Genomic DNA, 22,499 nt, shown 5'->3' with positions numbered 1-22,499 from the left:
AAAGGGCGTTTAACCGCTTACGCGGTCCACTTGGGACTGGTTCTACCAGAGCCCGTCATGAACCGGCGACCGGAGCCACCCCAATACATCTTGTCCGTCTGAGGCAAAGCCTCGTTAGATTATTGCCGGATAGTCCGATGCCCGCTTTAGGCTCCGGCCCAAAGCGCCCCGATTGTTACTGCAGTTGCGCGGCGGCGATGAGTAATTGCAACGGTTATCCTAATTGCTCCTTTCCGGGTTGAAAGTTCTGGGATAGCGTTCACCCTCATGGTTGCAGTCTTTGATCGTCGCATCTAGGGCGCCAATTGAGGAAAGGCACACAATGCCGTCGATTGCTGACGTTGCGATGAAGTTCTTCGAGGCTTGCGAAACGGGCAAGGGATGGGAGGCCTGCAAATCCCACTGTGCGCCGGATGCTTCATTCTCCTGCCAAGCCGAACCTTTGGCCGACGTCAAAACGCTCGCGGAGTACGCCGACTGGATGCAAGGCTTGATGAAGATGATGCCCAAAGGAAATTACGAGGTTAAGTCCTTCGCGACTGACAGCACTCGCAATAACGTTGTCGCCTACGCCGTCTTCAAGGGAACACATACTGGTAACGGCGGCCCGCCCCCGACCGGCAAGAGCACGAGCTCAGACTATGTCTACTCAATGAATTTTGAGGGCGACAAAATCCGTCACATGACCAAGATCCGGAATGCTGGCTGGGCGCTGAAAGAGCTTGGCTGGTCTTGAGCCCTTCAGGATAGTGAGCAAAGGCCGCAGCGTCCCGGGACGATGGGGCCAGGGACCGACCATCAGCGCGTCGTACCGCCTGTTACGGTGAGTTGCGACCCACAATATGGCTCGGGCGCCGGCCGCGTCTCGACGCCGGAATCCGCGATCCATTGCTGCATCGCCTCGGCCTCACCCCTTGGTGGCGAAGTGGATCAGCTTGAAGTCGACATCAGAGGGCGACCAGCCGGCGACCGTCTCCCATCCCTTTGGCCCGGCGATCCGATCGGCGGCAGCTTCCAACTCTGCGTTGTCAGCCAGGCGGAAGGGCTCCGCCCGGTGCAGGCGGGCAACGTGGGGCAGCTCTCGCATGCGGCTCTGGTGGCTGTTCGGACTGCGGCGCGCCATGACGTGTCTCCGGTTGGCTACGGCCCCACGCCCCGCCGCCCGGTTCTGTCTCTGCCGACTCCTAGCGCGGGTTGACGGCGACGGGCCGTCGCGCACGGCGCCGGGGCCTTCAGCCTTGGAGAAAGGGTTCGATTCCCGCGGCCCTCGCGGGAGGTCCACGATGGTCCTCACCTATCGCGCCCTGATCCGTCCGGTCCCGCCGAGGGTGGACTTTCAGATCAGATAGATCCGATTGGGCAGCTCGCTCCGTTCCCCTTCGACCAATGGGAAATGAGCCGCCAGAACGGCACCGCACCGATCGATCGCCGTGACAAAGCCATCGGCAATGTGGCCCTCCCGCATATGGCCTTTCAAAACATCGATAGCGCCCTGCCATTCCTCCCGCGGAACGCGACTGGCAATGCCCTCGTCAGCAATGATGCGAGCGTAGCGCTCGGCCAACGAAACGAAGATCAGGATGCCGGTCCTCTCTCGCGTTCGCGCCATGCCGCGACTCACGAACTGTTCCATGGCCGCGCGGTGGGCGAGGGCGCGGCGCGCCGCTCGAGGCAGAAGCGCGACGCGCACACGTGGCAGGCAGAAGACCGCAAGAAAACCGAAGAAGGCCAGAACCTGCAGCGATAGCATCAGTTGCAGCGGTGCCGCCGTAAAGCTCATCAACATCCACGGTAGCGCCAGCGCAATGACCGCAGCCAGCATCACAGGCGCGCCGACGGCTTCCGACGACGAGGTCCTGGCCAGTACGCAGACGATTTCACCCGTCGTACGAGCCTCGCTGGCGTGGATGGCGGAGGAGATTCGCGCGCGGTCCTGTTCGCTCAATTCCATCACCAGCTCCCTGACGCTCCGCCGCCGCCGGAAGAGCCCCCGCGGCCTGAGAACCCACCACCGCCCCTGGAAGATCCCCCTCCGCCAAACCCGCCCGATCCGCCGCCCCGCCCGCTCATCAGCATGCCGATCACCAGCCACCGGAAGGCCGGCGACACGATCATCAACCCGATCACCGCGATGATGACGACGATGACGAGCCAGTTCACAGGAGCCGAGGCCGGTTCGCTGTCGACGCGCAGCGAGGGACGCTGCTGCCATTCCGAGGAATCGGTCGTGAGGACGATGATGATGTCGTCGACGCCGCGCGTTATGCCTCCGGCGAAATCGCCTGTCTTGAAACGCGGGGCGATCGCATTGGTGATGATCACCTTCGATAGCGCATCGGTCAGCGTTCCCTCGAGGCCGTACCCAACCTCGATCCGGACGCGCTTCTGGTTGGGGGCCACCAGAAGCAACACGCCATTGTTCCTGGTCTTGTCGCCGAGCTTCCAGGTCCGGAACAATTCGTTGGCGTACGGCTCGATTTCCTGGCCGTCGAGCGAGTTCACCGTGGCGACAACGAGCTGGATACCCGACCTCGATTCGAGGTCGGCGAGCTTGGACTCCAGATCTGCGACAGCAGACGCCGGCAAAATGCGGGCTTCGTCGACAACCCGGCCCGTCAACGGCGGAAAATTGGCGGCGAATGCGGACAACCCGAACAGCAGGGACAGCGCCAATCCTGCGATCCACGCGCCTGTTCTCAAGCGACCTAGACGCATGGTCGACGATCAGAACTTGACGGTCGGTGGCGTCTGGGCGGTATCGCTGGCGGTGAATTCAGCCATCGGCTTGTTCGACCGGAAGGCGGTCATTGCCCACAGCATGCCGGGAAAAGTCCTGAGCTCCGTATTGTAGGCCCGTACTGCTTCGATGTAGTCGCGGCGCGCGACGGCAATGCGATTCTCCGTGCCCTCAAGCTGCGACTGCAGCGCCAGGAAGTTCTGGTTCGATTTGAGGTCCGGATAATTCTCGCTGATGGCGATCAGCCGGCCCAGGGCGCCAGAAAGCTGACTCTGCGCATCCTGGAATTGCTTCACCTTTTCCGGATCGGTGAGCTGAGACACGTCGATCCTGGTCTGGGTGGCCTTGGCACGGGCCTCGACCACGGCGGTCAACACGTCCTTCTCCTGCTTGGCATAGCCTTGAACCGTCGCGACCAGGTTCGGGATCAAGTCTGCACGACGTTGGTAGTTGTTCTGGACGTCGCCCCACTTCGCTTTCGCTTGCTCCTCGAGCGTCGGGATATTGTTGTACCCACACGACGCCAGGGCAAGGCAGAGAACAGCAGTGGCCAGGCGTGAAAGGAATGAACTTGGGATCGATCTCGTGCCAGTCATGACTCTCCTCGCGAGGCCCACGCTCGTCGAGCCGCATCGGAAACGTCATTCCCTCCCGAAAGTTCCACGCCCCCCTGACGCTTCGCGTTGACCGGCAATTCGCCGCCAGCTTTGCTGACCGGGCAGCGCCCAGTTGCAGAAGATTCCGGCCGGTGCTTCTTTCACCACGAGGTGAACGCGATGCCCACGCCCGACGACATTGAGAAAGCCCTGTCCGCTATTGCAACTGAGGGCGTCGAAGAGGCCCCGGAGCCTCTGACGGTCCAGTCCGTTTTCTGGCGGCTGGACGACCTCGACAAGAAGCTGCGTGTCTTTCACAGGATGGCAGACAATCGCGATTTGCAGTTCGAGGTGATGACCTACGAGCTGCCTTCCTTCGCCAACCTCCGCCCGCCCACCGAACTGGGCGTGGAGGTCGACAAGGGACTGATCAAGCCGATCGCGGCAGCAACCTTGCTTCTGAAATCGCTTCAGCGCGCGCAGCGTATCGTTGTTGCAGGGCCGCAAGTCCTGGATGACATCCAGCGGTGCATCGACCGCTTCCTCCAGACCCTGCCGCAGGCGCGCGCTCATCTGCAGCTGTGTGGCGCTGATCCGAAACTGTCGCCACCGGCGGACGAGCTTTAGGGCGATTGGCCTTCCTGAGTTGCGCCAGCTCCTGACCGACCAGCGCCTTAATCACCTGCAGGCTCCAGACGATTCGCTTTGCTACGATGTCCTGTACCGTCTCAGGAAGAGTTCACAAGCGCCCGCGACGAAAGCAAAGACAGTAAGCCCTTGCGCGCCTGCCCCGCCGTCTACGACACTCACGACATGAACGACATCACCCCCGAGAACGAACTCTCCGAGCGCATTTCAGCCGCTGCCCTCGAGATCGAGGACAAGGTCATCGCGTGGCGACGCGACATTCATGAGAATCCGGAGCTTTCCTATCAGGAGACGCGCACCGCCGCGCTCGCCGCCGCGCATCTGGAGAAGCTCGGCTACGAGGTGAGGACGGGGGTCGGGATCACCGGCGTCGTGGGCGTGCTGAAGGGCGGCAAGCCCGGCGGCGTCGTGGCGCTGCGGGCCGACATGGATGCGCTGCCGGTCGAGGAGAAGGTCGACCTGCCCTTCGCATCAAAGGCCACGCAGCAGTATCTCGGACAGACCGTTCCGGTGATGCATGCCTGCGGCCACGATTGCCACGTCGCCATCCTGATGGGCGTGGCCGAGATCCTGGCCGGCATGAAGGACGAGATCCCGGGCACGGTGAAGCTGATCTTCCAGCCCAACGAGGAAGGCTCCAACGACGGCCGCCCGAGCGGCGCCGAGGCGATGATCGCCGACGGCTGCCTGCAGAACCCGGCGCCGTCCGCGGTGTTCGGCCTGCACGTCACCTCGGGCATCCGCTCGGGCGTGATCGCGCTGCGCCCCGGCGGGCTGATGGCGAGCGCCGATCGCCTCAAGATCGACGTCGAGGGCCGGCAGACGCACGGCTCGCAGCCGTGGCGCGGCATCGATCCCGTCGTCACCTCGGCGCAGATCATCCTGGCGTTGCAGACCATCGTCAGCCGCCAGCTCGATCCCACCCTCTCGCCGGCGGTCGTCTCGGTCTCGACCATCCATGGCGGCGTGCGCAACAACATCCTGCCGGACTCGGTCGCCATGGAAGGCACCATCCGCACCCACGACGAGGGCGTGCGCGCCGAGATCCGGAAGCGCATCGACAAGACCGCCAGCGCCATTGCCGATGCCGCCGGCGCCAGGGCCACCGTCACCGTCTTCGACGGCGTGCCGGTGACCTACAACGATCCGCCGCTCACCGACTGGGGCACCACCAGCCTGAAGAACGGTCTCGACCCCCAGCGCGTCACCGAGGTGCGCCCGGTGATGGGCGCCGAGGATTTCTCCTATCTCGCCCAGGTGGTGCCGGGCATGTTCTTCTTCCTGGGCGTGGTGCCGCCGGACGTCGACCCGCTGCAGGCGCCGGCCAACCATTCGCCGCTGTTCCGCGTCCACGAGCCCGCCCTCAAGTACGGCGTGCGCGCGCTCAGCTATCTCGCGGTCGACTATCTCAGGCGGAAGTAGCGACCGGGGTTACTTTCGCGCGGTCGCCACTGGCCAATCGATGCCAAGGCACGATATGCGGGGAGGATGAGTGATCCGACGGAAGACCAACTCGCCGCGCTCGGCACGGCCTTCGACACATTCGCGCGCCGCTACAAGCTGGCCGACGCGCAGCGTTCCGACGGGCCGCTGAACGAGTTGGACAAGGCCGCGCTGCTCTACATTGCGGAGCATGCAGGTTGCGGCCCGACCGACGTCGCCCGCTTCCTCGCGGTGCCCACGACCACGCTGTCTTCGGCCACCGATCGCCTGGTGAAGCGCGGCTTTCTCAAGCGTGAGCGCATCGAAACCGATCGCCGGGCGGTCGCGCTCACACTTTCTGCAGCGGGCGAAGCCTACGCAAAGGCACAGATCGAGGCGCATCGGCAAATGTACATGCTGATGCTTGCGCGACTGTCGCCCGACGAACGGAAACAGTTCATCGCGATGATCAGCAAGATCGTTTACAACGATACTTGAATAATACGAAGTTCGTTTTACATTGTGAGCAGTGCTGCTGCGGCGGCGCCCCGTCAGCAATGGAGCGAATATGCCGATACGTGTTAACGGCGCGGAAGTTCCACCCCCCGACGACGCCCGGATCTCGCTGCTCGACCTGTTGCGCGAGCACCTCCACCTCACCGGCACCAAGAAGGGTTGCGACCAGGGCGCCTGCGGGGCCTGCACGGTCCTTCTCGACGGAAACCGCGTCCTGTCCTGCCTCACCCTCGCCGCGCAAGCGGAGGGAAGCGACGTTCGAACGATCGAAGGCCTCGCGGGCGATCGTGGCGGTCTGCACCTGCTGCAGCAGGCCTTCATCGAGCGCGACGGACTCCAGTGCGGGTATTGCACGCCGGGCCAGATCTGCTCGGCGATCGCAATGGCGGAGGAGCTGCGCCGGGGCGACCCCAGCTATGTGACCCTCGATGTCGCTGCAGGCCCGCCGGTGGTGACGCGCGCGGAGATTCGCGAGCGCATGAGCGGCAATCTCTGCCGCTGCGGCGCACATAACGGGATCGTCGAGGCGATCGAGGACATGCTGGCGGAGACCGCGCGATGATGCCATTCGGCTATGTTCGCGCGACCGATCGGGCCGATGCCGTCGCGCGTGCCGGGAGCGGGACGCGGTTTCTGGGCGGCGGGACCAACCTCGTCGATCTGCTGCGCCAGAATATGGAGCAGGCGAGCAACCTGGTGGACGTCAGCCGTCTGGATGGCAGCATCCGGGAAAGCCATGGCGGCGGACTGCTGATCGATGCGTCGGTCAGGAATGCCGCCCTCGCCGCCCATCCGCTCGTGCGCCGCCGCTATCCGGTGCTCACACGCGCGCTGCTCGCCGGTGCCTCCGCGCAGATCCGCAACATGGCAACGGTCGGCGGCAACATTCTCCAGCGTACCCGCTGCCTGTATTTCTACGATGTCGATGGAGCGCGCTGCAACAAGCGGCAGCCGGGCGCGGGCTGCGACGCACGCGAAGGGTTCAATCGCTATCATGCCATCCTGGGCGCGTCGGATCAGTGCGTCGCCACGCATCCTTCCGACATGTGCGTCGCCCTTGCCATGCTCGATGCCGTGATCCATCTCTCCGGGCCCGATGGCGAGCGATCGGTGCCGCTCGCGGACTTTCATGCCCTGCCGAACGCCACCCCGCAGGTGGAGACCGTGCTGAAGCAGGGCGAGCTGATCACCGGTGTCGAACTGCCGCCGCCGTCGGATGCAGTCACCCACTCGGAATACCGCAAGGTCCGCGACCGCTCCAGCTACGCCTTCGCGCTGATCTCCGTCGCAGGTGGTCTGGCGCTTGCCGACGGGCGCGTTACCGAAGTCCGCATTGCACTCGGCGGCGTCGCCGCCAAGCCATGGCGGGCGAGGCGGGCCGAAACGGCGCTGGTCGGTCGTGCGCCGAGCCGCGACGCCATACTTGCCGCGATCCGCGAAGAACTGGTCGATGCCCGGCCGCTGTCCGGCAACGCCTTCAAGATCGGCCTCGCCGAACGAACGGTGACCGCCGTTCTGACGGACCTCGCGGGAGCGCGCGCATGAGCAAACTGCAGAATGCAATCATCGGCGGCGTGCGCGCTGTCCTCGGCCAGGTCCCGGCCGCCTGGCTGCCCGGCGGCACCCCCGATCCGCTGATCGACAAGCGTGTGGCGCTCGGCGGGCAGCAGTCGCGGGTCGACGGACCGGACAAGGTGCGCGGTGTGGCGCGGTTCGCCGCCGAAGTGCCGATGGAGGATCTCCTCTACGCGACCTTCGTCCATTCCACGATCGCGCGTGGCCGCATCGTCGAACTGGACACCTCCGCGGCCGAAGCGGCGCCGGGCGTCCAACTGGTCATGACCCACCGCAACGCGCCCAAGATGAGCGTCCCGCCGGCGATCGGGATCACCAACCTCAAGGCCGCCGGAAATCACACCCTGCCGATCATGCAGAGCAGCGAAATTCGCTGGAACGGGCAGGTCGTGGCGGTGGTCCTCGCCGACACGCGCGAGAAGGCGGACCATGCCGCCACTCTGGTCCGCGTGCGCTATGAGGCCTCGCCGGCTCGCACCCGGTTCGAGGTGGGCAAAAGGAGCGCCTACACGCCGGAGTCGCTCCTCGTCGAGCGCAACCGCCTCGACAAGGGCGATGCCGGCAAGAAGCTGGCCGAAGCGGCGTTCAAGATCGATGCCGTCTATACGACGCCCTGGGAGAACCATAATCCGATCGAGCCGCATGCCGCGACGATCGTCTGGCGGGACGGAAAGCTGATCGTCCACGACGCGACCCAGATGATCAACGCGACCGCCGGTTCGCTTGCGAAGATCTTCGGGCTGAAGGCAGAGGATGTCCATGTGAGCTCGCCCTATGTCGGCGGCGGGTTCGGCGCGAAGGGGATGTGGGATCATCAGATCCTCGGCGCGGCGGCCGCAAGGCTTTCGGGCCGCCCGGTGCGCATCACGCTCTCCCGCGCCAGCATGCACCGCCTGGTCGGGGGGCGCACGCGTACCGAGCAGCGGGTAGCCCTCGGGGCGGACGCAGACGGCAAGCTCAAGGCGCTGCTCCACCATGGCTATGGCGTCAAACCGCTGCATAGCGTCTGTGACGAGGCGTTCAGCCTCACCGGCCGCTCGCTCTACGCCAGCGAAAGCTTCGATGTCGTCCAGCATTATGTCGATCTCGACCTGCTGGCGAACAGCTTCATGCGAGGCCCCGGCGAGACGCCGGGCACCTTCGCGATCGAATGCGCGATGGACGAACTGGCCCATGCAATCGGCATGGATCCCATCGAACTGCGCCGACGCAACGCCTCGACCCGTGATCCCGTGAGCGGGGCGCCACACTCGCAGAACGCGATGATGGCGGCATACGATCTGGGGGCTGCGCGTATTGGCTGGGACCGGCGCACGCCAGAGCCGGGCACGCGGCGCGACGGCGAGTGGCTGATCGGCATGGGTTGCGCCAGTGGCACCTTCCCGTTCACGCGCATGCCCGGCTCGTCGGCGAGGATCACCATCGACGCCGAGGGCCACGCCCATGTCGCCAGCGCCGCCCACGAAATGGGCATGGGGACCGCGACGGTCCAGCGGCAACACACCGCCGATCGCCTGGGCCTCCCCCTGGACCACGTCACGGTAACGATCGGGGATTCGAGTCTGCCATTCGCAAGCTTCGCCGGCGGATCCTCTCAGACCGCCTCGCTGGCTGCGGCGATCAGCGCGGCGAGCCGAAAGCTCGCGACCGAACTGATACAGCTGGCGGGCAACGACACGCCGCTGGCCGGCCTCAAGGCGAGCGAGGTCGAATTCGCCGACGGCGGCCTGCGCAGTGTCGAAAATCCCGCCCGCCAGGAAAGCTTCGTCTCCATCCTGCGCCGCGCCAGTCGACGCGAACTGAGCGTGATCGGCGAAAGCGGCGCTCCCCTCGAGATCCTCAAATTCTCCATGCACAGCACTTCGGCGATCTTCTGCGAACTGCGGGTCAGCGAAGTCACAGGCGAAATTCGCGTCGACCGTCTGGTCGGCGCCTTTGATTGCGGTCGCATCCTGAATACCAAGACCGCGACCAGCCAGTTCAAAGGCGGCATGATCATGGGCCTCGGCATGGCGCTCGCCGAGGAGACCCTGCTCGACGAGCGGACTGGCCGCATCATGAGCACGTCCCTGGCCGACTATCATGTGCCGGTGCATCTCGACGTGCCGGACATCGACGTCTTGTGGACCGACATAGCCGATCCCCGCGCGCCGCTTGGCGCGCGGGGGATCGGTGAGATCGGAACGACTGGTGTAGCGGCAGCCGTTGCCAACGCCGTGTTCAATGCAACGGGCAAGAGGGTGCGCGAACTACCGCTTACACTCGACAGGCTGATCTGAAAGGCCGTTGCTACAGCCGGGCGCCTGCGAGGAAGGCGTGGCCGCGCGGAGTCACCTCGACAACAGGTCCCTTGCGGGCTACGAACTTCTGATCGGTGCATTCCTCCCAGACCGGGAGACGCGGACACGACGTGCGCCAGTTCTCGATCACTTCAGCGTGCAAACGCGGCTCCTTTGCCAGCCATGCCAGAAAGTCGCGGACCAGAGGTTCGATCGTGGCTTCCATGGGCGCAGTCTGGGAATCCTGTCGTCATATGTCAAAGATGCCAAGTGTTCCCATTGGATACTTCTTCGATATGGCCCGTCAGCCCCCTCGATAGCGGGCCGCCTATCGTGTGCCGTAGGCGATGCTCATGGTCTCGGCGACGCAGGCCGGGCGCTCCTGGCCCTCGATCTCGACAGTCCACTGGTAGGTCATGCGAATGCCGCCGTTCGGCATGTCGTCGGCGGCGAGCAGCTTCTGGCGGCCGCGGATGCGCGCACCGACCTGCACGGGGCTGGTGTAGCGCACCTTGTTCGAACCGTAGTTGATGCCGTTCCGCATGTTCTCGATCTTCAGCACATCGCGGGCGAAGGTGGAGATCACGGAGAAGGTGAGATTGCCGTGCGCGATGGTCTTGCCGTCCGGCATGTCCGTCTTGCAGCGCTCGACATCGACATGGATCCACTGATGGTCGCCGCTGGCTTCGGCGAACGTATTGATGCGCTCCTGCGTCATGACCAGCCAGTCGCTGACGCCCAGCTCCTGACCGACCAGCGCCTTCATCGCCTGCGGGCTCTCGACGATTCGCTTTGCCATGATGTCCTCCTTTTATCGTGCGATGCTTGGCATCAGCCGCCGATGGCGGCGCGGATGCGGTCGACCGCGGCATCGGGCGCGGTGAGCACGGGCGTCTTGACCGCGGCGCCGACGGCCGCCAGCGCCCGCGAGGTCGAGAAGTGCGCGAGCATGACGGCGTCGCAGTGCGCGAGCTCGGGCGCGCGCGCGGCGATCAGCGCGTTGTGCCGGTCGGCGTCCCCCTTGCGCAGCGCGTCCATGGCGCCCTCGACGACGATCGTCTCGAGCGTCGCCTGTGCGCCGGCCTCGGCGACGAACTGCTCGAACTCCTCGGTCATGGTCAGCACCGACGGCGCGAAGGTCGCGAGCATCCCGATCCGCCGTCCCCGGCCGATCGCCTCCCGGAACATCGCCTCGTTGGGCTTCAGCACGGGCACCGGCAGTTCCTTTGCCATGCGCTCGATCGCCGGCCCGAAGGCCGAGCAGGTGACGAGGATCGCCTCGGCCCCGATGCGATGGGCGTAGCCGCCCAGTTCGACGAAGCGCTCGAACATGCGCGGCGTCAGGTCATGGTCCTTGGCGCGATCGATCGACAGAGAGGCGTCGAGCAGGTCGACGGCCTCGGCCTCGGGCCAGCGCGTGGCGAAGGCGCGCTGGATGGGTTCCACGGCGACGGGCGTGCCGTGCAGGAGGACGATTCGAGGCTTCTTCGACATGCGGCCGGTCTTTCGAAAGGAGAGCGTCTTCAGGAATCAGGAATGCTTCAGGCGGGAAACCAGACCGCCGTCGCCATAGGCCTTCGCGGCTTGGGGCGAGGCGAGCAGCGCCATCCACGCAGCGGCACCTTCGGCGTTCGCGGCATCGGCAAAGACGGCGGCATCGAAGGTGGAGACGGTCTGGACCTCCGGCGGAAACGGACCGGCGACGGCGACGCCGGGGACCGACATCAGTTCGCTCACCTGCTGGATCGCAAGGTCGGCCTCGCCGCTGGCGACCTTCTCGCCGGTGAAGCCCATGGGAATCGCGACGGCGCGTGCGTTGACCTCGGCGGCGATCCCCAGCCGCTCGACCAGCCCGGTAAAGTAGATGCCGCTCGCACCGGCCCGCGAGTAGGCCACCGCCCTTGCAGCGACCAGCGTCCGCTTGAAGGCCTCGACCGTCGAGACGTCGGGTTTCGGCGCGCCTTCGCGGACGCCGACACCCAGGATCGAATCGGCGAGACAGACGCGGGTCTCGGGACGCACGACCCGGTCGGCGCAGAGTCTGTCCATGGCGCCGTCGATGGCGATGATCACGTCGGCGCGCTGACCTTCGGCGATCGACTTCATGAGCGCCGTGGTCGGACGCCAGTCGATCTCCAGGCGATAGGGCGATGCGGCCTCGAAGGCCGGCTTCAGCCAGCGATTGACGGCCACCTCGAGGGCGAGACCGCTCATGACGGCGACGGACGACGGCGATGCCACTGGATCTCACTCCTCGCAGAACGGACATCGCCACTATAGCGGGCTGCAGCCATAGCCGACGGCAAAATGTGCTATCGGTTCACAGAGATCCCGAAAACAGGAGGAGATCCAGTGAGCTTTCGTGCCTCGGGCCATAGCTGGCGTCTGTACTGCGGAACGAACGTCCTCGAGGGTTCCCTCAGGGAGGTCGCCGCGCGCGCCGGCGCCAAACGCGCCTTCGTCATTTGCTCACCGTCGATCAACGCGCGAACCGACACCGTTCGCCGCATAGAGAAGGCACTGGGGCCAACCTTCGCCGGCGTCTTCGACCGGATCGAAAAGGACTGCCCCTACCCCAACGTCTGCGCCGCCACGGATGCCGCACGCGAGGCCAAGGCCGATCTACTCATCGCCGTCGGCGGCGGAAGCGTGCTGGTCGCCACGCGGGCGGTCGCCATCTTCCTGGGGGAAGATCGTGATCCCTTCGAACTCATGACGCAGTACCCGGCCGGCAAGCCGGCCTACAGCCCGCGGCTCGCGGCACCGAAGCTCCCCATCGTCAATATCCCGACCACTCCCACCAGCGCCATGAATCGTGCCGGAACGGGGCTGAAGAACGACGACCTGGATCATCGAATGGAGTTCTTCGATCCCAAGACCCGGCCGCAGGCCATCCTGCTGGACCACGACGTCCTGATGACGACACCGTCCTCATCCCACCGGTCGACCGCCACAACTGTCTTTTCCAGTGCCGTTGCAGCCATCGCCGCTGCCGAATCCAATCCGCTGGTCGAAGGCGACCGCCTTCAGGCCTTCCGTCTCGCCTTTCGCGCCTATTCGGGCCTCGCCGAAAATCGCGACCATGCGGCCTCGCGGGCCGATCTCTGCATCGCCGCCTTCCTTCAGAACCGGGCCGAGGACGATGGAGCCCGCATGGGCGCAAGCTCTTCCTTCGGCGGAGACTATGCCGTGTCCACCGCCCTGCACGTCCAGTTCCCGCATGTCGGCCAGGGCGAGTCGATCTCCGCCATCCACGCCACCAAGATCCGGTTGTCGCAAGACGACGATGCGGCTGCGGCACAGGTCGTCGCCGAAGCCCTCGGCCTCGGTCGCAGCACCCAGCCGATCAGGCCGGTCATCGCCGACGAGCTGGAACGACTGTACCGTTGCGTGGGAATGCCGGTTCGTCTCAGCGAACTGAACATCCCGCGATCGGCGATCCCCCTCATCGCCGGGCAGACGGTGAAGAATTTCAACGCCAACGCCGGCGTACGATCCGACAGCGAACGCATTGCCGCGGCGCAGCAGCTGTTGGAGGCCGCTTACTGACCGACCGGCAGAGCATGACTGCGCAGCCGTTGAAACGTCGGCGCGACAACCAGCATCCTGGAAAAATACGTCGCGCGGCTTGCCGCATTGATCCGCTCCGGAAACAGCGCCACTGCCGCGCGTTCGTCGCAAGCGCCTGATCCATTTGGATTTTCCGGCGGGCCTCATCACCGCCTCCCGCGACCGACGGCGGCGCGACCACTATCCTTCCATATTGGATGAGTTCTCGCGCGACGCCGCGCCGAATCGGGGCTACCACACCATAAAGCGCCCGCCCCGCTTCCTTTGCCATACCAGGACAGACCATGCTGGCCGTCGCTCGCTGCATCGCTACAGAACACGATGCATTCATGATCGCCCTCGCCGCGCTGGTGTGCAGTCTCGGCACCGTGGTCGTCACCCAGATGTTCGAGCAGGCGCGCACCTCGCGCGCGATGGCCCGGATGTACTGGATCGTCCTCACCGGCGTCGCGGCCGGCGCAACGATCTGGTGCACTCATTTCGTGTCGATGATGGGGTATGCTGCGAACGCCGCCGTGCGAATCGATCCGCTGCTGACGGTGTTCTCGCTGATGATCGCGGTCGCTGGGACTTCCCTGGGCTTGTGGGTGGCCGTTGCCGGCGCCAACCTCCGCTCCGCCGCAATCGGGGGAGCGTTGGTCGGCGCCGCCGCTGCCGCCATGCACTTCCTGGGCATGGCGGGTTACCATATAGACGGCTTGATTCATTGGAGGCTGGAATACGTCGCAGCCGCGCCCCTTCTCTCGATGGCCCTGGCGGGCGCAGCCTTCGTGGTGCTTTGTGGCGATCGGGTCGGCCGCGCGCGCGTCCCGCTCGCCGCCGGTCTTCTCGTTGCGGGCATCCTGTCGATGCACTTCACGGCGATGACGGCCATGCAGGTTGCTTCGTTCGCACCCGACGAATCCAGCACCAGTTCCGACGGCAGGCATGCGCTGGGCCTGGCAACGGCGCTCGTCGGCGTGATCGCGATGGCCGCAAGCATAGCCGCCGCCCTTGTCGACCGCCGCACGAGGGTGGAAGCGTTTCGCCACGTTCGTCGCCTCGCCATGACCGATGCCCTGACCGGCCTCACCAACCGTCCGGGCTTCAACGAAGCCCTGAACAACCGGCTGGCGGCCGCCGAGCGTGCCGGGACGAAGCTGGCTGTGGTTGCCATCGACCTCGACCGCTTCAAGGAGGTGAACGACCTGTACGGCCACAAAGCCGGGGACGACGTTCTGGCCACGCTCGCGCGCCGCATGTCGGAGCAACTGCGCGCCGAGGACCTGATAGCCCGGCTCGGCGGCGACGAATTCGTCGCTCTCGTGGAATGCCGAAGCCGAGAAGAACTCCTTGTGCCGCTCCGGCGCCTGGAAGTGGCGCTGACGGCCCAGGTCGATCTGGAGGGCTTTGCCGGTTCGGTCGGCGCAAGCATCGGTGTCGCAGTCTACCCCGACGACGCGCTGACGGTAGAGACGCTCTCGACGAATGCCGACCTTGCCATGTATCGCGCCAAGCGCGAGGGGGCGTCCGAGCCCTGCTTCTACGATGCCGGAATCGACGAGGCTGCACGACGCAGGATCGAGCTTGCGCATGACCTTCGGATGGCCGTGCAAACCGGCACGCTCGAGCTGCACTACCAGCCGCAGTCCAAGGTGCGCACGGGCGAGGTGATCGGGTACGAGGCGCTGCTGCGCTGGAAGCGTCCCACTCTCGGCTCGGTACCGCCCTCCGTCTTCATTCCGGTCGCGGAGGAACACGGATTGATGGTGACGCTCGGAGAATGGGTGCTCCGGCGGGCCTGCGCCGACGCAACCAGGTGGCCCCGTGCCTGGAAGCTCTCGGTCAATGTCTCGTCGCAGCAGCTCAACAAGCCGGGCCTGTTCGAGCTTTGCGAGCGAGTTCTGCGGGAGACCGGGCTGCCGGCGCATCGGCTCGAGCTCGAACTGACGGAGACCGCCATTATGGAGAATCGCGAGCGCGGCCTCGACGTCCTTCGTCGGATTCAGGCGCTGGGCGTCAGCGTGGCCCTGGATGATTTCGGGACCGGCTACTCGTCCCTGGAGATCATGCGCCGCTTCCGGTTCGACAAAATCAAGCTGGACCGATTCTTCGCTTCCGAACTCGGCGACAGCACCCAGGCGCTCGCCATCGTTCGAGCCGTCCTGGAATTGGGCAGGAGCATGTCGATCCCTGTACTCGCCGAAGGGATCGAGACACGAAAACAGCTCGACATCCTCATTCGTGAGGGCTGCGAGGAGGCGCAGGGCTACCTGCTCGGACGCCCGGTACCCCTCAAGTCACTCTTCGTGGAGGATGCGGTGAGTTCCGGACCGCGAGGGTATTCGATGACTGATTGCCCGTCTCGCCCGGTGGCGGCTCAATAGGGCGATCGGCGGCGCCGGGGCGTATGGCAAGGGCCGAATGCGGCCTCACCCGACGACCCGTCCATCCGCCATCTGCACGATCTCGTCGGTGAACTGGGCAGCCGCGCGCGGATCATGCGTGATCAGGATGACCGTGCGGTGCGCCGTGGCGGCGCGCAGGGAGGCGATGAGCCGGCGCGCGGTGCTGGCGTCGAGATTCTCGGTGGGCTCGTCGAGGATCAGGATGCGGGGATCGCGAAGGAGCGCGCGGGCCAGGACGAGCCGGCGGGCCTGACCCGCCGACAGGCGCGCACCCGCCTCGCCGATCCAGGTGTCGATCCCATCGGTCAAATTGCGCACGAACCCGGCGAGCTGCACGACCTCGAGAGCCTGGTCCATCGCCGCGGCGTCCGCCTCCGGCGCCGCCATGAGGAGATTGTCGCGGACGGAGCCGTTGAAGAGCTGGGCATCCTGCGTGGCGATGCCGACGAGGCGGCGCAAGTCGTCCGGGCGATAGCGGCGCAGATCGTGGCCGCCCAGCCGGATCTCGCCTTCGTACTCCCAGAAGCGCACCAGGAGCCGGCCGAGCGAGCTCTTGCCCGCGCCGCTCGGTCCCAGGATGGTGAGATGCCGGCCGTCGGGGATCGCGAGATCGAGTCCGTCCAGGGCGGGCGGCAGGTCGGGCGCGTAGCGCAGTCGCACCGACGAGAAGACGATGCTCGCATCCCGCGGCGGGGGCGATGGGTCGGGCCCGGCAACGATGGCCGGGCTTCGATCGGCGAGATCGAAGATGCGGTGCGCCGCCGCCCTGACCTCACCCCAGCGCTCCATGGCCGCCGGCAACGGCGCCACCGCTTCGAAGGCCGCCAGGGCCGCCAGTGCGAGCGCCGGAACAAGGGCGGGCGCGACCTCGGGCAGGAGCGCGCCCGCAGCGACGCTCGCCGAGGCCAGCAGCGCGGCGGACCAAAGGGCCAGGCCGGCCGAAAGACCGACCGCCGCCTCTGCCATCACCCCGGCGTTCGCAGCACGCGACTGATTGTCGACCAGCCGTTGGCCGAGACCGTCGAGGGCGGCGAGCTGGCGCTCGACCGCGCCCGCCGCCCGGAGATCCGTCAGGCCTTGCAAAAGGTCGACCGTCGCCACGCGCAGGGCCGCACGCGAGGCGACGGCTTCCGCACCGGGTGCAGCGGCGGCGCGGCGCGCCAGCGCCGGCACGACGCCACCGGCCACGATCAGCAGTAAGGCGAGCGCCAGAGCCGTCGGCGGATGCAGAACGGCGACGACCAGCACGACTGCGATGCTGCACGCCAGCGCCACGGCGACCGGTGAGGCCAGACGCAGGTAGGCGTGCTGCAACGTCTCGACGTCGGCCTGCAGGCTGCCCGCCAGATCACCGCCGCGCCGCGCCTGGAGCTGCCCCGGCGACAGGGGAATGAGCCGGCGGAACAACCAGAGGCGCAGGCCGGCCAGGAGCCGTAACGTGGCCTCATGGCTCAGCAATCGCTCGCCATAGCGTCCGCCGGTGCGGACGATGGCGAAGAAGCGGATGCCGGCCGCCGGCAGGAAGTAGTTCATCATGCCGGTGGTGACTCCAGCGATCGCCATGGCGGCGATGAACCAGCCGGCGACACCCATCAGCGCCACGCTCGCCAGTACCGTTGCACAGGCGACGAAGACCGCGAGCCCCATCCAGCCGCGCCACGGACGGGCGAGCGCGAGCAGTCGACGCATCACCGCCAGGTCACTCATGGGGCGAGCCCTGCGTCGCGCAGGAGGCCCGCGAAGCGGCCATCGTCTGCCTGCACCGCGGCGCGCGGCCCCTGCTCCACGATGCGTCCCTCCTCCAGGAACACGACCCGGTCGGCGATCCGCACGGTGGCGAGGCGATGGGTGACGATCAGCGTGGTGCGACCCGCCGCGAGGCGACGGATGGCGTCGGCCACTGCCGCTTCCGTGCCACGGTCGAGTCCGGCCGTGCCTTCGTCGAGCAGCAGCACGCCGGCCTGCTCCTTGAGGAAGGCACGTGCCAGCGCCAGCCGCTGGACCTGGCCACCCGACAGCGTCTCGCCATGCTCGCCAAGCGGCGTGTCGTAGCCTCGAGGCAGCGCGGCGATGAACCCGTCGGCGGCGGCCAGCCGGGCCGCTTCCCGCACGCGGTCGAGGCCGGCGTCCGGGTCGCCCAGCCGGATGTTGTCGAGCACGCTGCCCTCGAACATGTGCGGCCGCTGCGGTACGACCGCGACATGGCCGAGCCAGTGCGCGGGATCGACGGTGGCGAGGTCGTGCCCGCTGACGAGAATCCGACCCGATTGCGGGCGCAGAAGGCCCAGCAGCAGCGACAGCAGGGTGCTCTTGCCCGCGCCGCTCGGCCCGACCAGGGCCACGATCTCGCCCGGCACGAGACGCAGCGAGAAGTCCCGGATTGCCGGTCTGTCCGGCTCCCAGGCGAAGCTCACGCCTTCGCACTCGATCGTGAGGGCCGGACCGAGGACGGGCCGCTCTTCTCCGGCTGGCATTGACGGCTCGGCTTGCAGGTCGAGGATGCGCTCGGCCGCGGCCAGGGCTTCCATGCGCGCGTGATAGTCGAGGCCGAGCTGGCGCAGCGGCGCGTAGAATTCGGGCGCGAGCAGAAGGACGAAGAAGCCGGCTTCGAACCCGAGCGTGCCGTCGAGCAGGCGGAATCCGATCAGCACGGCGACCAGCGCGATGCCCACGGTCGCGAAGAACTCCAGCGCGAGGGCCGAGAGAAAGGCAACCCGCAGCACTGCCATGGTGCTCTTTCGATAGTCCTCGGCGGCTTCCGCCAGCCGCTCGGCCTCGCGGTCGCCGGCATTCAAGAGGCGCAAGGTCGTCAGCCGCTGCAACCCGTCGAGCAGCCGGCCGGACAGGCGCAGAAGCCGCAGCCACTGCCGGCGGTTCAGCTTCTCCGCGCCGAGCCCCAGAAGAATCATGAACAGCGGGATGACCGGCGCCGTCACCAGCAGCACGAGCCCGGAGATCCAGTCGCGCGGCAGGACGACGACGAGCACGAGCGGCGGAAGGACGACGAGCACGCCGAGATGGGCGAGAAAGCGCGACACATAGGCGTCGAGTGCGTCGACGCCTTCGAGCACGACCGTCGCGGCTTCGCCCGATCCGCGCCCCGCGGTCGCCGCGGGTCCGAGCGATGCCAGATGGCGCAGCAAAGCCGAGCGTATGCGCGCCTTGACCCTGCCGGCAGCAGCAAGTGCCGCCCGACCGGATGCCGTGGCAAGGAAGAAGCGCAGCACCAGCAGCGGCAGGACCGGCAACAGCCAGAGAAGCGCCGAGGAGACAGGCGCCTTCTCCAGGACAACCGGAGCGATCGCATGCGCCAGCAGCCACGCCTGCGGGACGGCGAGGGCCGCCGCGAGGGCACCCAGCACGATCGCGCGCCGCACGCCGCTCCGCGCCGCTTGCGCGATCTCGCCGCGCAGCCAGCGCTCGACGCCGGCGCGTCGACGGCCGGGCGCGTCCGCCGGGTTGCCGGTCATGGGAAAGCGATTGTCAGATCAGCGCGAGGGCCGTTGCGCGGGCGCGTCGACGGCGCTGGAGACGTCCAGCGGTTCGCCGGGACGGCGGGCCGCCTTGGCCGCGTCCTCCTGTGCCTCGAACAGCACACCGGCCGAGACGGCGACCAGCACCATGAAGCCCGTGCCGAGGAACCATGAGAGGTACCAGGGGCCGTAGTCGCCAAGGATGATGGCGAACAGGATGGCCAGGGCCGCGAGCGTCATGGCGATGATGTAGCGCACGAACATGTCCGGCCTCCCCTAGTAGGCGTGGTCCGAGGTTTCGACGTGCTTCACGCCGACCTTGCCGCGCATCACCCAGAAGGCCCAGCTCGTGTACCAGACGATGATCGGCATGAAGATCACGACGAAGCCCACCATCCAGGTCAGCGTCACGAGGCTCGAACCGGAATTCCAGACCGTGAGGCTATGCGAGGGATTGCTGGACGACGGCATGATGAAGGGGAACATGGCGGCGCCGACCGTGCCGATCACGCCGATCCACGCCAACGCCCCCAGCCACCAGGCGAGGATCGGCCGCCGGATCGTATGCGCCAGCGCGCCCAGCAGCAGCCCGGCATAGACCAGCGCCGGCAGTGCCCACAGGACAGGATGCGCGGCGTAGTTCGCCAGCAGTGCGCCCGGCGCCCGCGTCACCTGCTGGTGCAGCGGCGTCTGCGGCACGCCCGGATCGGGTCCGGCCACCAGCTTGAAGCCCTCGATCGTCGAGACCCAGAAGCCCGCGACCGTGAAGATCGCGAGCGCCGCAAGGCCGCCCGCAATCGCCGCGCGCCGGGCACGGCTGCCGATCGGATCTTCGGCGCCGCCGGCAAGGCAGCTGCCGCCCATGTAGACCGCAAGCGCGACCGACATCAGCCCGCACAGGACGGCGAAGGGATTGAACAGCCACAGGAAGCTGCCGGTGTAGAAGGACGTGAGGCGCCAATCGAAATGAAACGGCACGCCCTGCAGCACGTTGCCGATCGCCGCACCGAACACCACCATCGGCAGCAGGCCGCTCAGGAACAAGGCGACGTCCCAGACGCCGCGCCACGCCAGCGACGGCAGCTTGCTGCGATACTCGAAGCCCAGCGGCCGCAGGATCATGCTCCAGAGCAGGAGCAGCATGACGATGTAGAAGCCGGAGAAGGCGGTCGCGTAGACCAGCGGCCAGGCCGCGAAGATCGCGCCGCCGCCCAGGATGAACCACACCTGGTTGCCGTCCCAGTGCGGACCGATGACGTTCAGCGCGACCCGCCGTTCGGTGTCGGTGCGCCCGACATAGCGCAGGATGGTGCCGACGCCCATGTCCATGCCGACCATGGCGCCAATGCCCGTCAGCAGCACGCCGAGCAGCACCCACCAGACGACCAGGAGAATCATGTAGGTTTCCATGACGCGTCTCCCTCAGTGCGCCGCGAGCGCGCGCCCGGCGGTTGGATGGCCGGCCGCGACGTGAGGACCTGCAGCATGTTCTTCCGGCCCTTTCCGGATGAACAGGAGCATCAGGTAGATCTCGACGATCGCGAAGGCGGTGTAGAGCAGGATGAAGCCCGACAGCGAGAACACCATGTAGGCGACGCTGTGGGTCGAGGCCGAGAGCCAGGTCGGCAGCATCTCGTTCACCGTCCAGGGCTGGCGGCCGACCTCGGCGACCAGCCAGCCGAACTCGCAGGCAAGGAACGGCACCGGCACCATCAGCAGGGCGGCCCACTGGAACCAGCGCTGCCGCTCGACCTGGCTGGAAAGCGTCATCAGCGTCGCCAGCACGAGGTAGGCCAGCATCAGGAGGCCGAACGCCACCATGATGCGGAAGGACCAGAAGACGATCGACACGTTCGGGATGGTGTCGCGGGCGGCGCGGGTGATGTCGGCGTCAGTGATCTTCGACAGGTCGCCCTCGGGGGCGTAGCGCAGCACCAGGAAGCCGTAGCCGACGTCCTTGCCATGCGCCTTGAACTGCGCGAGCGCGGCCTCGTCGCGCGGATTGGCGCTCAGTTTCTCCATTGCCTGGACGGCCGGGATGCCGTTCCGGATGCGCTCCTTCGCCTGGACCTCGAGCTGGTCGATCGCCGGCACGACGCCGTCGAGAGAATGCGTGACCAGGATCGACAGCATCGCGGGAATCTGGACCGTGAAATAATTCCTCTGCTCGGTCTGGTTCGGAAAGGCGATGGCATTGAACGGCATCGGCGCCTTCTCGGCCGTCCACAGAGCCTCCATGGCCGCGAGCTTGGTCGGCTGGACCTTGGCGCCGACATAGCCCAGCGCGTCGCCCAGGGTGATGACGCCGCCGCCGCCCAGCATGCCGAAGACAGCGGCGACCCGGAACGAGCGCCGCGCGAGATCGAGATGCCGCCCCTTCAGCATGTACCAGGCGCTGATGCCGCAGACGAAGATGGCCGCCGTCACGTAGCCCGCCAGCACCGTATGGACGAACTTGGACTGGGCATCGGAGTTGAAGAACAGCGCGCCGAAGTTCTGCAGCTCCATGCGCATGGTGATGGGATTGAACTCGGCGCCCTGCGGATGCTGCATGAAGCTGTTGGCCACCAGAATCCACAGCGCCGAGAAGTTCGATCCCAGCGCCACGGCATATGTCACGATGAGATGCTGGGCCTTGGACATTCTGTCCCAGCCGAACACCATCAGCCCGATGAAGGTGGATTCAAGGAAGAAGGCCATCAGGCCCTCGATCGCGAGCGGCGCGCCGAACGTGTCGCCGACGAAGCTCGAATAGAACGACCAGTTGGTGCCGAACTGGAACTCCATGGTGAGGCCCGTGGCGACACCCAGAGCAAAGTTGATCAGCAGCAGCCGGGTCCAGAACTGGGCCATCTGCTTGTAGATCTCGCGGCCCGTCGTGACATAGACGGTCTCCATGACGGCCAGCAGCACGGTGAGACCGAGCGTCAGCGGCACGAACAGGAAATGATAGAGGGCGGTGGCGGCGAATTGCGCGCGCGACAAGTCCACGACGAGATCATTCACCATCGACAGCCCCATCCCCCATACTCATGTGTCTGGAGAGACCCGCCAGACACGCATCAACATACCACTTTCGGGGGAGCTCGCTCATGCGACCCTATCGACAGAAAGGATATGATTGCGTGGCGAACCGATGAACTGTGCAGCGACAGCCCATTTCGCACTTGCTGCGCGAAAATTGTCGCTGGCCATTTTTCCGGCACCGCAACAGGGACCTGCTCCGCTTTTTCACCGAACCTTCACGAAGCGAGAAACCAAACATCAATAATAAGTCATTAGAATCAATGTGTTAG

General features: G+C 66.2%; 22 protein-coding genes. 9 read left to right on the top strand and 13 right to left on the bottom strand.

Annotation, left to right across the window (positions count from 1 at the left end; translation table 11 throughout):
* The first annotated feature begins 322 nt into the window (after nucleotides 1-322).
* On the top strand, nucleotides 323-736 hold the full coding sequence (locus EPO41_RS02790) for a nuclear transport factor 2 family protein (RefSeq protein WP_296320042.1): 414 nt from the start codon (nucleotides 323-325) through the stop codon (nucleotides 734-736).
* A 171-nt stretch (nucleotides 737-907) separates the two neighbouring features.
* On the opposite strand, the gene EPO41_RS02785 is transcribed toward EPO41_RS02790, so the two are convergent.
* The 4 genes from EPO41_RS02785 to EPO41_RS02770 form a co-directional block, all read right to left on the bottom strand.
* Entirely contained in the window at nucleotides 908-1,123 is a 216-nt protein-coding gene (locus EPO41_RS02785) for a hypothetical protein (RefSeq protein ID WP_296320039.1), read from the bottom strand.
* A gap of 213 nt (nucleotides 1,124-1,336) precedes the next feature.
* Entirely contained in the window at nucleotides 1,337-1,951 is a 615-nt protein-coding gene (locus EPO41_RS02780) for a TPM domain-containing protein (protein WP_296320036.1), read from the bottom strand.
* Nucleotides 1,951-2,619, bottom strand: coding sequence for a TPM domain-containing protein (locus tag EPO41_RS02775; RefSeq protein ID WP_363246943.1), 669 nt, complete (start codon nucleotides 2,617-2,619; stop codon nucleotides 1,951-1,953). Before EPO41_RS02775 ends, EPO41_RS02780 begins: the two co-directional genes overlap by 1 nt.
* 105 nt (nucleotides 2,620-2,724) lie before the next feature.
* Complete coding sequence (locus tag EPO41_RS02770; protein ID WP_296320032.1) at nucleotides 2,725-3,333, bottom strand: LemA family protein; 609 nt, start codon at nucleotides 3,331-3,333, stop codon at nucleotides 2,725-2,727.
* A 180-nt stretch (nucleotides 3,334-3,513) separates the two neighbouring features.
* On the opposite strand from EPO41_RS02770, the gene EPO41_RS02765 reads away from it, so the two are divergent.
* The 6 genes from EPO41_RS02765 to EPO41_RS02740 all read left to right on the top strand — a co-directional run bounded on the left by EPO41_RS02765 (nucleotide 3,514) and on the right by EPO41_RS02740 (nucleotide 9,773).
* A complete protein-coding gene (locus EPO41_RS02765) occupies nucleotides 3,514-3,960 on the top strand; it encodes a hypothetical protein (RefSeq protein WP_296320030.1) in 447 nt (148 codons plus the stop codon).
* A 186-nt stretch (nucleotides 3,961-4,146) separates the two neighbouring features.
* Nucleotides 4,147-5,403 carry an amidohydrolase gene (locus EPO41_RS02760; RefSeq protein WP_296320028.1) on the top strand — a complete coding sequence of 419 codons (1,257 nt, stop codon included), beginning with the start codon at nucleotides 4,147-4,149 and terminating at the stop codon, nucleotides 5,401-5,403.
* A 66-nt stretch (nucleotides 5,404-5,469) separates the two neighbouring features.
* Nucleotides 5,470-5,901 (top strand): MarR family transcriptional regulator, encoded by a 432-nt coding sequence (locus EPO41_RS02755; RefSeq protein ID WP_296320025.1) that lies wholly within the window; start codon nucleotides 5,470-5,472, stop codon nucleotides 5,899-5,901.
* A 70-nt stretch (nucleotides 5,902-5,971) separates the two neighbouring features.
* Nucleotides 5,972-6,481, top strand: a complete 510-nt coding sequence (locus EPO41_RS02750) for a 2Fe-2S iron-sulfur cluster-binding protein (RefSeq protein WP_296320022.1) — start codon at nucleotides 5,972-5,974, stop codon at nucleotides 6,479-6,481.
* The gene (locus EPO41_RS02745) at nucleotides 6,478-7,464 is read left to right on the top strand and encodes a xanthine dehydrogenase family protein subunit M (protein ID WP_296320020.1); all 987 of its coding nucleotides are present in this window, start codon (nucleotides 6,478-6,480) and stop codon (nucleotides 7,462-7,464) included. The genes EPO41_RS02750 and EPO41_RS02745 overlap by 4 nt, the downstream gene beginning before the upstream one ends.
* On the top strand, nucleotides 7,461-9,773 hold the full coding sequence (locus tag EPO41_RS02740; RefSeq protein ID WP_296320019.1) for a xanthine dehydrogenase family protein molybdopterin-binding subunit: 2,313 nt from the start codon (nucleotides 7,461-7,463) through the stop codon (nucleotides 9,771-9,773). The genes EPO41_RS02745 and EPO41_RS02740 overlap by 4 nt, the downstream gene beginning before the upstream one ends.
* A 10-nt stretch (nucleotides 9,774-9,783) precedes the next feature.
* Here the strand turns inward: EPO41_RS02740 and EPO41_RS02735 are convergent, their stop codons facing one another.
* From EPO41_RS02735 to EPO41_RS02720, 4 genes are all read right to left on the bottom strand, one after another.
* Nucleotides 9,784-9,999, bottom strand: coding sequence for a hypothetical protein (locus EPO41_RS02735; protein WP_296320016.1), 216 nt, complete (start codon nucleotides 9,997-9,999; stop codon nucleotides 9,784-9,786).
* 102 nt (nucleotides 10,000-10,101) lie between these two features.
* Nucleotides 10,102-10,572 (bottom strand): MaoC family dehydratase, encoded by a 471-nt coding sequence (locus EPO41_RS02730; RefSeq protein WP_296320014.1) that lies wholly within the window; start codon nucleotides 10,570-10,572, stop codon nucleotides 10,102-10,104.
* Nucleotides 10,573-10,604: 32 nt separating this feature from the next.
* Nucleotides 10,605-11,267: an aspartate/glutamate racemase family protein gene (locus tag EPO41_RS02725; RefSeq protein WP_296320011.1), complete on the bottom strand. Its 663-nt coding sequence runs from the start codon at nucleotides 11,265-11,267 to the stop codon at nucleotides 10,605-10,607.
* A gap of 36 nt (nucleotides 11,268-11,303) precedes the next feature.
* Nucleotides 11,304-12,014, bottom strand: coding sequence for a substrate-binding domain-containing protein (locus EPO41_RS02720; protein WP_296320008.1), 711 nt, complete (start codon nucleotides 12,012-12,014; stop codon nucleotides 11,304-11,306).
* A 111-nt stretch (nucleotides 12,015-12,125) separates the two neighbouring features.
* Between EPO41_RS02720 and EPO41_RS02715 the strand changes: the two genes are divergently transcribed.
* Nucleotides 12,126-13,322, top strand: coding sequence for an iron-containing alcohol dehydrogenase (locus tag EPO41_RS02715; RefSeq protein WP_296320006.1), 1,197 nt, complete (start codon nucleotides 12,126-12,128; stop codon nucleotides 13,320-13,322).
* A 305-nt stretch (nucleotides 13,323-13,627) separates the two neighbouring features.
* The gene (locus EPO41_RS02710; protein WP_296320002.1) at nucleotides 13,628-15,709 is read left to right on the top strand and encodes an EAL domain-containing protein; all 2,082 of its coding nucleotides are present in this window, start codon (nucleotides 13,628-13,630) and stop codon (nucleotides 15,707-15,709) included.
* Nucleotides 15,710-15,754: 45 nt separating this feature from the next.
* On the opposite strand, the gene cydC is transcribed toward EPO41_RS02710, so the two are convergent.
* Genes cydC through EPO41_RS02685 form a run of 5 tightly spaced genes read right to left on the bottom strand, consistent with a single transcriptional unit; the run spans nucleotide 15,755 to nucleotide 22,194 of the window.
* Nucleotides 15,755-17,437 (bottom strand): thiol reductant ABC exporter subunit CydC, encoded by a 1,683-nt coding sequence (cydC, locus tag EPO41_RS02705; protein WP_296319999.1) that lies wholly within the window; start codon nucleotides 17,435-17,437, stop codon nucleotides 15,755-15,757.
* Complete coding sequence (gene cydD, locus EPO41_RS02700; RefSeq protein ID WP_296319995.1) at nucleotides 17,434-19,200, bottom strand: thiol reductant ABC exporter subunit CydD; 1,767 nt, start codon at nucleotides 19,198-19,200, stop codon at nucleotides 17,434-17,436. The genes cydC and cydD overlap by 4 nt, the downstream gene beginning before the upstream one ends.
* Before the next feature lie 18 nt (nucleotides 19,201-19,218).
* Nucleotides 19,219-19,467, bottom strand: coding sequence for a hypothetical protein (locus tag EPO41_RS02695; protein ID WP_296319992.1), 249 nt, complete (start codon nucleotides 19,465-19,467; stop codon nucleotides 19,219-19,221).
* 12 nt (nucleotides 19,468-19,479) lie between these two features.
* Nucleotides 19,480-20,613: a cytochrome d ubiquinol oxidase subunit II gene (gene cydB, locus EPO41_RS02690; protein ID WP_296319988.1), complete on the bottom strand. Its 1,134-nt coding sequence runs from the start codon at nucleotides 20,611-20,613 to the stop codon at nucleotides 19,480-19,482.
* A gap of 12 nt (nucleotides 20,614-20,625) precedes the next feature.
* On the bottom strand, nucleotides 20,626-22,194 hold the full coding sequence (locus EPO41_RS02685) for a cytochrome ubiquinol oxidase subunit I (RefSeq protein ID WP_296319985.1): 1,569 nt from the start codon (nucleotides 22,192-22,194) through the stop codon (nucleotides 20,626-20,628).
* Between the last annotated feature and the right edge of the window lie 305 nt (nucleotides 22,195-22,499).

It is taken from the genome of Reyranella sp., from assembly GCF_004297265.1.
Lineage (GTDB): Bacteria > Pseudomonadota > Alphaproteobacteria > Reyranellales > Reyranellaceae > Reyranella.
Note: the sequence above shows the minus strand (reverse complement) of the source record. Positions and strands in the feature narration are given on the sequence as shown.